General features: G+C 75.3%; 7 protein-coding genes. 2 read left to right on the top strand and 5 right to left on the bottom strand.

Annotation, left to right across the window (positions count from 1 at the left end):
- Positions 1-523 precede the first annotated feature (523 nt).
- Positions 524-847: a hypothetical protein gene (locus tag ACLBYE_RS27895; protein WP_012318646.1), complete on the bottom strand. Its 324-nt coding sequence runs from the start codon at positions 845-847 to the stop codon at positions 524-526.
- 297 nt (positions 848-1144) lie between these two features.
- Positions 1145-3364, bottom strand: coding sequence for an ATP-dependent DNA helicase RecG (gene recG / locus ACLBYE_RS27890; RefSeq protein ID WP_447696658.1), 2220 nt, complete (start codon positions 3362-3364; stop codon positions 1145-1147).
- Between the two features lie 98 nt (positions 3365-3462).
- Here recG and ACLBYE_RS27885 point away from each other — a divergent pair, with 98 nt between their 5' ends.
- Positions 3463-4347, top strand: coding sequence for an alpha/beta fold hydrolase (locus tag ACLBYE_RS27885; protein WP_447696657.1), 885 nt, complete (start codon positions 3463-3465; stop codon positions 4345-4347).
- A gap of 13 nt (positions 4348-4360) precedes the next feature.
- Here the strand turns inward: ACLBYE_RS27885 and ACLBYE_RS27880 are convergent, their stop codons facing one another.
- Positions 4361-5170 (bottom strand): class I SAM-dependent methyltransferase, encoded by an 810-nt coding sequence (locus tag ACLBYE_RS27880; protein ID WP_447696656.1) that lies wholly within the window; start codon positions 5168-5170, stop codon positions 4361-4363.
- A 172-nt stretch (positions 5171-5342) separates the two neighbouring features.
- Here ACLBYE_RS27880 and ACLBYE_RS27875 point away from each other — a divergent pair, with 172 nt between their 5' ends.
- Positions 5343-6572 (top strand): UbiH/UbiF family hydroxylase, encoded by a 1230-nt coding sequence (locus ACLBYE_RS27875; protein WP_447696655.1) that lies wholly within the window; start codon positions 5343-5345, stop codon positions 6570-6572.
- 166 nt (positions 6573-6738) lie between these two features.
- Here ACLBYE_RS27875 and ACLBYE_RS27870 read toward each other — a convergent pair whose 3' ends face one another.
- Positions 6739-7083 carry a hypothetical protein gene (locus tag ACLBYE_RS27870; RefSeq protein ID WP_020093275.1) on the bottom strand — a complete coding sequence of 115 codons (345 nt, stop codon included), beginning with the start codon at positions 7081-7083 and terminating at the stop codon, positions 6739-6741.
- Between the two features lie 161 nt (positions 7084-7244).
- Positions 7245-8561 (bottom strand): AMP-binding protein, encoded by a 1317-nt coding sequence (locus tag ACLBYE_RS27865; protein WP_447696654.1) that lies wholly within the window; start codon positions 8559-8561, stop codon positions 7245-7247.
- Positions 8562-9091 lie beyond the last annotated feature (530 nt).

Genomic DNA, 9091 nt, shown 5'->3' with positions numbered 1-9091 from the left:
GGGCACGTGCCGTGCGCGGGAGACGCGCCGGCCTTCTCCCGGGCCTCCGGCGAGCGAGGTCCGGCCGGCACGGGGACGAGCGGAGATCGTGCGGGGCAGCATGTCCGAAGGAGCCGAGATCGAAGAAGCCGGCGCGCCGTTCGCGGTCGCCGTGGTCGGGGCCGGGGCCGCCCCAACGCCGTGGCGGCCACCCTGCGGACGGCCCAGCGGTCCGCCGGCTTCATCGCCGTCTCGGCGGCCGGAGCCACCCCGTGTCGCGCCACGGTTCAGGACGTCCCGCTGCCCTGGATCGCTTCGATGCGCTCGCCATGACGGCAGTGCCGACCGGAACCGTCGAAGCAGGGACGACCTCCGGTCCGCTCAAGGGTCCGTCCCGAGGCGCCGACGCGCGATCCAGGCCTCCTGCGCGCCGATCTCACCGCCCCTCGGGTTGAGGGAGGCCGTGGGATTGGCGGCCATCGTCCACGAGAAAGGCCGCCCCGCGCGCGCGGGACGGCCCTGAAATGATCAGACTGCTGTCGGCTCAGCGCTGCAGCGAGGCGGTCTGCGGCGCGATGGTCGGCGGCGTCGCCTGCGCGACCGTCACGGCGCTGCGGGGCGCCGTCGGGCCCCAGCCGGAGGCGCATTGCAGGGTCAGGGCGAGGCCCAGCGCGATGCAGAGCCCGTTGGCGGCCAGCCAGAAGGGCCGGGACGCCCGACGCACGGCGGCCTGCAGCTCGTCCGCGGTCTTGCCCGCCGCCTCGGCGGCGCGATCCGAGATCGGCAGCAGCCAGGGCTCGGTCGGCAGGGCGTGGGCACCGGCCATCTCGTGGGAGCCCGGCAGGCCTTGGAACAGTCCGTTCGACATGTCCGTCCTCCAGATTCGTCCGTGATGTCCCGGCTTACCGGGCCATTCGTTCATCTCCAGTTAAGGGAAGAATATGGCTGATGCAAGGTCACAAGGCCTGTCCGGAGCCTCCCGGACCGCCCGCCCGGCGCCGCCAAGCTTCCGCGCGATCCTCTCAAACCATTGAAAATAAATATCTTTTCAGAGAGCCTGTGACATCGGCGCATCGGAGTACCGATCCGGTCGCGCGGCGGCGATTCCGGATCCGGCCGTTCAGGAAGGCCGGACTTTCCTGAACGAATCCGTTCAGGAAACCGTTCATCCGGCCCCGATCAGCCGGATCGCGGCCTCCCGCTCGAACAGGTAGAGCAGCACCCGCAGCGCCTGCCCCCGCGGGCTCTTGAGGCCGGGATCGCGCTCCACGATCATCCGCGCGTCGTCGCGGGCGGCCTCCAGCAGGGCGGCGTCGCTCTCCAGCCGGGCCAGCCGGAACGCCGCCATGCCGGATTGCCGGGTGCCGAGCACCTCGCCCTCGCCGCGCAGCTTCAGGTCGGCCTCGGCGATGCGGAAGCCGTCCTCGCTCGCGCGCATCATCTCCAGCCGGGCCCGGGACACCTGCCCGAGGGGCCCCCGGTAGAGCAGCAGGCACGAGGAGGCCTTCGAGCCGCGCCCGACCCGGCCGCGGAGTTGGTGCAGCTGCGCCAGCCCGAACCGCTCCGCGTGCTCGATCACCATGATGGTGGCCTCGGGCACGTCGACCCCGACCTCCACCACGGTGGTCGAGACCAGGAGCTCGGTCTCCCCGGCGGCGAACCGGGCCATGGCGGCATCCTTCTCGGGGCCCGGCATCTTGCCGTGGATCAGCCCGACCGCGTCGCCGAAGTGCTTCCGCAGATCGTCGAAGCGCTCGGCCGCGGCGGCGAGGTCGACGAACTCCGATTCCTCCACCAGCGGGCAGATCCAGTAGACCCGCTCGCCCCCGGCGATCGCCCGGGCGAGGCCGGCCACGACCTCGTCGATCCGCTCGGTCGGCAGCGTGATCGTCCGGATCGGCTGCCGGCCGGCGGGCTTCTCGTCGAGGATCGAGACGTCCATGTCGCCGAAGAAGGTCAGCGCCAGGGTGCGGGGGATCGGCGTCGCGGTCATGACCAGGAAGTCCACCGCCTCGCCCTTGGCGCCGAGCGCGAGGCGCTGGTGGACGCCGAACCGGTGCTGCTCGTCCACCACCGCGAGGCCGAGGTCGCGGAACGTCACCGCCTCCTGGAACAGGGCGTGGGTGCCGACCAGGATGTCGATCTCGCCGGCGGCGAGGTCGGCCAGCGTCGCCTTGCGCTCCGCGGCCCGGTCGCGGCCGGTCATCAGGCGCAGGCGCAGGGGGCCGGCCAGCGGCCTCAGCCGCTCGAAATGCTGCCGCGCCAGGATCTCGGTCGGCGCCATCAGGGCGGCCTGACGCCCGGCCTCGACCGCCGAGGCCATGGCGAGAAGGGCCACCGCGGTCTTGCCCGAGCCGACATCGCCCTGGAGCAGGCGCAGCATCCGCCGGGGCGCCGCGAGGTCGGCGCGGATCTCCGCCACCGCCCGGCCTTGCGCGCCGGTCAGCGCGAAGGGGAGGGCGGCCTCGAGGCGCCCGCTCAGGGCGCCGTCGCCGGCATTGACGCGGCCGGCCTTGCGCCGCTGGCGGGCGCGCAGGAGGGCGAGCGCCAGCTGCGAGGCGAGGAGCTCGTCGTAAGCCAGCCGCTTCCGGGACGGCGTCGCGGGCGGCGGCTGGAGCGGGTCCTCGGCCTTCGGGGGCGCCTCCTCGGGGCGGTGCTCGAGGCGGAGCGCGTCCGCGAAGGCGGGCAGGCGGTTCCGCTCCAGCCAGGCCGGGTCCTGCCATTCCGGCAGGACCGGCAGCCGGTCGAGGGCCGCGACCGCGAGCTTGTTGATCGCCCGGGAGGTCAGCCCCTCGGTGGCGCCGTAGACCGGCTCGACCGCCGGGAGTTCCGCGAGGCCCGCCTCGTCCACGATCCGCGACGGGTGGACCATCTGGCGGGTGCCGTCCCAGAGGTCGATCCGGCCGGTGATGTAGCGGTGCGACCCGAGCGGCAGCATCTTCTCCACCCGGGCGCGGGGCATGCCGAAGAAGACCAGGGAGATGTCGCCGGAGGCATCCTCCACCAGCACCCGGTGCGGGCGCCGGCCGGGCCCGGCCTGGGCCGGGCGGTGCGCCACCACGGTGACGCCGATCGTCACCGGCTCGCCGGTGGGGGCCTCGCTGATCGAGCCCATCAACTTCCGCGCCACGCCGCCCTGGGGCAGGTGGAACAGCAGGTCCACGACCCGGGCCTCGCGCTCGGGGGTGCCGAGCAGCTTCTCGATGAGCGGCGCCATCTTCGGCCCGATCCCCGGCAGGGCGCGGGCCGGCGCGAAGAGCGGGTCGAGGATGCTCGGCCGCAGGGGCGGGGCGACGGCAGGCGCGGGGGCGGCCTCCGCCGCCGGCGCCTCGGCCGCGTCGGAATCCTTCAAGGCCGGGTCCTGAGTCGCGCGTGCATCTGTCATGGCGGTTCGGCGGACATGGTGCCGGAGGCGCCTTATCATCCGGTGCATCCCGGCGCGCCAGTGCGGCAGGATGGAGACCGAATCCGGAGACCGAATCCATGGCCCGCGACTTCCTGCCGGGTTTCGACCGGCACCGGATCGAGACCGCGCCCGGCGTGACGATCAACGCCCGCTCGGCCGGGTCCGGGCCGCCGGTGCTGCTCCTGCACGGCCATCCGCAGACCCTGTCGACCTGGCTCCACGTCGCGCCGCGCCTCGCCGAGCGGCACGCCGTGGTGGCGATGGACCTGCGCGGCTACGGCGATTCGGCCAAGCCCCCGGGGGGCGAGCGCCACGCCAGCTACGCCAAGCGCGCCATGGCGGCCGACGCGGTGGCGGTGATGCGGGCGCTCGGCCACGACCGGTTCGCCGTGGTCGGCCACGACCGGGGCGGCCGGGTCGCCCACCGCCTCGCCCTCGACCACAGCCGGGCGGTGGAGCGGATCGCCGTGTTCGACATCGCGCCGACCGCGACCATGTACGCGCGCACCGACAAGGATTTCGCCACCCGCTATTTCTGGTGGTTCTTCTTCATCCAGCCTCATCCCCTGCCGGAGACGCTGATCGGGGCCGACCCGGAATACTTCCTGCGCCACCACGTCGAGGGCCAGTCGAAGACCCCCGGCTCGACCCCGCCGGAACTCTTCGCCGAGTACCTGCGCTGCTATTCCGACCCGGCCTGCCGACACGCGATCTGCGAGGACTACCGGGCGGCCGCCGGGATCGACCTGGAGCACGACGCGGCCGATGCCGAGGCCCGGATCACCGCGCCGCTGCTGGCGCTCTGGGGCGCCAAGGGCGTGGTCGGCCGGACCTACGACGTGCTGGAGACGTGGCGCGAGAAGGCGACCGACGTCTCGGGCCGGGCACTGGATTGCGGCCATACCCTCCAGGAGGAGCGGCCGGACGCGGTTGTCTCGGAGCTGGCGGCGTTCCTGCGCTGAGTCAGCCGAAGAGTCAGCCGCCGGCCCGGAACAGGTCCACCGCGAGATGGGCCGTCATCGTCTCGGCACGGTCGAGGCCGCCGGGCTCGGCCGCCGCCCAGGCCTCGGTCTCGGCCAGGGCCGCCGCGTAGGCGGACTCCGGCACGTACCAGAACTCGGCGAAGATCCGCTCGCGCAGACCCCGGAGGGTCTCGGCGGCCGACGTGTCGAAGCGCCACGCGAGATCCGCCGTCGCCACCGGGACCGGCGACCAGCCCCGGGCGGCCAGGAAGGCGACGAGCTCCGCGCCGGAGGCGGGATCGGGCCCGAGGAACAGCCGCGCGAAACCGGCAGCGCGGAGGCGCGCCGTGAAGTGGCGGCGGACCGCCGTGCCGTAGGCGCCCCGGTCGCGCAGGTGGACGATCGGCGCGCTGGGCCCCGCCACCCGGATCAGCTCTAGGACCGCTGCCTGCCAGTCGGCGATGTGCATGAACAGCTTGGAGACGACCACCGCGTCGCAGGCGCGATCCGCCTCGGGCAGGGCGCGGACATCCGCCACCGCGTAGAGGGCGTCCAGCCCGGCCGGCAGCTTCGCCCGGGCACGCTGCACCATCTCGACCGCGATGTCGTAGCCCGCGACCGCGTAGCCCCGTCCGGCCAGGGGCAGGGAGATCTGGCCGGTGCCGCAGCCCGCGTCGCAGATCCGGCCGCGCGCCGGGAACAGGCCGGCGGCGATCAGCCGGTCGTAGCAGGCGTGGAGATGCGCCTCCGGGATGCGGCGCGTGGCGTCGTAGCGCGGCGCCACGGCGGCGAAGCTGGAGGTCGGACCGAATCGCACCGGCATGAGCGCCTCCGGGCTGCGGCGCTGTGGCCTTCGCGGATCGGGCTTGGCAGAGATACCCGAAAGCTCAGATACGGGCACGTGCCGTGCGCGGGAGACGCGCCGGCCTTCTCCCGGGCCTCCGGCGAGCGAGGTCCGGCCGGCACGGGAACGAGCGGAGATCGTGCGGGGCAGCATGTCCGAAGGAGCCGAGATCGAAGAAGCCGGCGCGCCGTTCGCGGTCGCCGTGGTCGGGGCCGGTGCCGCGGGGCTCGCCGCCGCGCTGGCGATCGCGCGCGAGGGCATCCCCACGGCGCTGGTCGGCCGCCACGCCCCGGTGGCGGACGGGCGGACCGTCGCGCTCCTCGACGGGTCGGTGCGCTTCCTGGACGCGCTCGGCGCCTGGGAGGCGGTGGCGCCGCACGCGAGCCCGCTCTGCACGCTGCAGATCGTCGACGACACCGGCAGCCTGTTCCGGCCGCCGCCGGCGCGGTTCCGCGCCGCCGAGATCGGCCTCGACGCCTTCGGCTGGAACGTCGAGAGCGCCCGCCTGGTCGAGAGCCTGCGCGCTCGCGCCCGGGCGCAGGACAACCTCACCCTGGTCGAGGCGGACGCCGCCGGCGCCATGCCCGGCGAGGCGGCGGCGCGCGTCGCGCTGGCGGACGGGCGTGCCGTCGAGGCCCGGCTCGTGGTGGGGGCCGACGGAGCCCGCTCGCCGCTGCGGGCCGCCAGCGGCGTCCGCGTGCGCGACTGGACCTACCCGCAGAGCGCCATCACCACGATCCTGGCCCACGCGCGACCGCACCGCGACGTCTCCACCGAGTTCCACACCCGGTCGGGGCCCTTCACCCTCGTGCCGCTGCCCGGCGGCCACCGGTCCAGCCTCGTCTGGGTGACCGGGGAGGGGGCGGCCCGGCGGCTCGCCGCCCTCGACGACGCGGCGCTGGGGCAGGCGGTGGAGCGGCAGGCCCGGGCGATGCTCGGCGCCATGCGGGTCGACGGCCCCCGCGGCCTCGTGCCGATGCGCGGCCTCGCGGTGGCGACCCCGGTGGCTCCGCGGCTGGCGCTGATCGGTGAGGCGGCCCACGTCTTCCCGCCGATCGGCGCGCAGGGGCTCAATCTCGGCCTGCGCGACGCCGCGACCCTGCGCGACGCGGTGCTGGCCGCCGCCCGCGACCGCCGCGATCCCGGCTCGCGCGCCGTGCTCGACGGCTACGCGCGGGCGCGCCGGGTCGACACGGCCGCGCGCACCGCCGCGGTCGATCTCCTCAACCGCAGCCTGCTCACCGATCTGCTGCCGGTCGACGCGCTGCGCGGCCTCGGCCTGCTGGCGATGACGCAGCTCGGACCGCTGCGGCGCCTGGTGATGCGGGAGGGCGTGCTGCCCCGAATCGGCGCGCCGGAGCTGATGCGCGCGGCGCGCTAGGACCGCTCCCGATCGTCTCTCGCCAGCCGCGACCTCTTCCGCGCGAGAGAGGGGGCGCGCGGCACGGGCAGTGACGGGGAGCGGTCGGACGGCGATTGCCGGAGGCGGACTCGGTCCCGGCGCGGGCGCCCGGACGCAGCGACCTCGGCGCGCGCCGGGGCGTGCCTCAGAGATCCGGCTGGGCGGCGACGTAGGCGCCGAGCCGGGTCGCGAGATCGACCGGGCCGCCGCCTCGGGCCTCGCCCGAATCACCGATGAGGATCACCGGGATGCCGCGCTCGCGCAGCTGGCCGCGGAGGCGGGCCGCGCGGCGGGCGTAGGCGGGATTCCGGCGGGTGGGCGCCTGGAGCAGCACGGCCGCCGGACGGGCGATCACGGTCAGGACGTCGTCGGCCGCCTCCATCGAGGCAGTCACGCTCGCGTATCCGAGGCTGGCCAGCTCGCCCGAGAGGGACCGGTCCACGGCGCGGACGCCGTCGTCGACCACGAGCACTTGTTGCAGCGCACCCATAAGCTTGAGCGGTACTCCATCCCGGACGGCTTGGAAAGATAGCCGTCACGACAATCCGATGCAGAACCCGCGAGGAGGCGGATCGGATCCGTCGGTTCGTGTGCAGATGCGAGATTATCCGCGCCGCCTGAGTGCCGGATGAACCGGCGATCGTCCGCCGTTCAGGCGGTGGGGCCGGTGGCGACGGCGGCGATCGCCGCGACCACCCCGTCCGCGTGCCCGTCCGCGCGGAGCGGGCGGAAGCCCGTGCTCCGCCACGCCAGGGGGTCCGTCGCCGGGATCGCGCCGCGGGCGAGCGGGGAGGCCGCGCAGGCTACCCCCCGGCAGGCGAGGTCGCCATCGGCGCCGGCGGCGAGGTCCAGGAGATCGCGGGGCAGGAAGGCCTGCCCGGGCTCGGCCAGGGTCGCGGCGAGGTCGTCCGGGCCGGGGCGGGTCAGCACGAGCGCCTCGCCCAAGACCAGGGAATCGAGGCGCTGCGGGCCCGCGGGCCCGGCGCCCCGCGGGGTCAGCCGGGCGGGCGCGCGGTGGACCACGTCGAGGACCCGGACGGTCCAGGGCAGCGGCAGGGCGGCGAGGGCCGATTCGACCCGCGCCGGGACCACCAGCCGGGTCGGCACCGGCCGCAGCAGGGCGGCGCGGAACCCGGTCTCGTCGAAGGGCAGCACGGTCTCCAGACCGGCGCCGGCCGCCAGGGCGGTGCCCAGGCCGGTCACGAGGCCGCGCAGGTCGTGGCCGGGCAGGAGCGTCAGGACCCGCTCGTCCGCGGTCAGGGGCAGCGCGTCGAGATGGGCGGCGACCGCCGCCGCCAGCGCCGCGGCGGTGCGGTAGACCGGCCGGCCGGGATCGCCGCCCGCGAAGGTGACGAGGCCGCGCCCCGGCGCCGGCTCGACCACGCCCCGCTCCAGGGCCATCGCGTCGAGGCTGATCACGCCGTCCGGCACGCTCGGGCCGAAGGCCGCGAGGTAGCGCAGGGCGAAATGGCGCATGGCCGCGCGGGTGAGGTCCTCGGCGGGCCGGCGCGCGCCGCGGCGGCCCTCCGTCAGCACGGCCACGAGGCCCGCGGCCTCGATCCCGGCGGAGAGTTCCGCCTCGTCCCAGAGGGCGGGCATCGCGCAGGGCAGGTGGCCGGCCGCCTCGACGGCGAGGTGCGCGAGGGCCGATTCGGCACCGCCCGAATACCACAGCCCGATCCGGCTGCCGGCCGGGAGCCGCCACGCGCCGATCCCGCGGGCGAGTCGACCGACGATCTCGGCGGCGGCCGCGTAGGTCCAGGTGATGGACGGGCGCCCGCACCACGCGACCCGGTCTCCCGAATCACGCAGGAGGGTGCGCTGCGGGCCCGTCAGGGCGGCGGCGAACAAGCGGGTCGCGAGACCGTCGGACAGGCGTCCGAACAGGCCGTCCGGCGCGTCCTCGGATCGCGCGGACGCGTCCGGTGCGGCGTCGGCCGCCCACTCCGCCACCGCCAACGCGCTCAAACCCGCCGCCCCCGCCGATCCTGCAGAACGCCTATCATCTCGGCCCGACAGGGTTAACCGACCGCTAAGAGCGGCCGCGCAACGTCGCGCTTGCGGCCGGGCGGATGGGAGCCTATCGGGGGCCGGGCGCGGTCGGGACGGTTCCGACAGCTTCCCCGGCCGCGGTGTCATGCCTTCGCCTCATTCGAGGGGAAAGGCAGGCCGCCCGGTCGCCGGGGAGAGGGATGCGCGCAGACGGCGCCCGTCCCGCCCGATGGCCGGACCGATTCATCCGGAGTTCCGGGCGGCGCGCCAACGCGGCGGGCAGCCGGACGCTCCGGCGGACCTGCCGCCAGGCCGGCTCCGCATCCTGCCAGCCACACCACGTCTCTTCCAAGGGGTCAGAGCCGATGTCCTTCACCCGCACCGCGACGCTCGCCCGCGCCGCCCTCCTCGGCCTCGCGGGCCTCGGCCTCGCGGCCGCGCCGGCCCTGGCGCAGCCGAAGAAGCCCGCCGCGCCCGCGCCGGCCGCCCCGGCGCCGACCGCCCCG

The organism is Methylobacterium sp. A52T (assembly GCF_053346095.1).
This window is presented reverse-complemented; position numbering and strand designations above follow the sequence as displayed.

Coding starts and splice junctions, on each gene's coding strand:
- ACLBYE_RS27895 (WP_012318646.1), bottom strand. CDS start 847: ATGTCGAACGGACTGTTCCAAGGCCTGCCGGGCTCCCACGAGATGGCC.
- recG (WP_447696658.1), bottom strand. CDS start 3,364: ATGACAGATGCACGCGCGACTCAGGACCCGGCCTTGAAGGATTCCGAC.
- ACLBYE_RS27885 (WP_447696657.1), top strand. CDS start 3,463: ATGGCCCGCGACTTCCTGCCGGGTTTCGACCGGCACCGGATCGAGACC.
- ACLBYE_RS27880 (WP_447696656.1), bottom strand. CDS start 5,170: ATGCCGGTGCGATTCGGTCCGACCTCCAGCTTCGCCGCCGTGGCGCCG.
- ACLBYE_RS27875 (WP_447696655.1), top strand. CDS start 5,343: ATGTCCGAAGGAGCCGAGATCGAAGAAGCCGGCGCGCCGTTCGCGGTC.
- ACLBYE_RS27870 (WP_020093275.1), bottom strand. CDS start 7,083: ATGGGTGCGCTGCAACAAGTGCTCGTGGTCGACGACGGCGTCCGCGCC.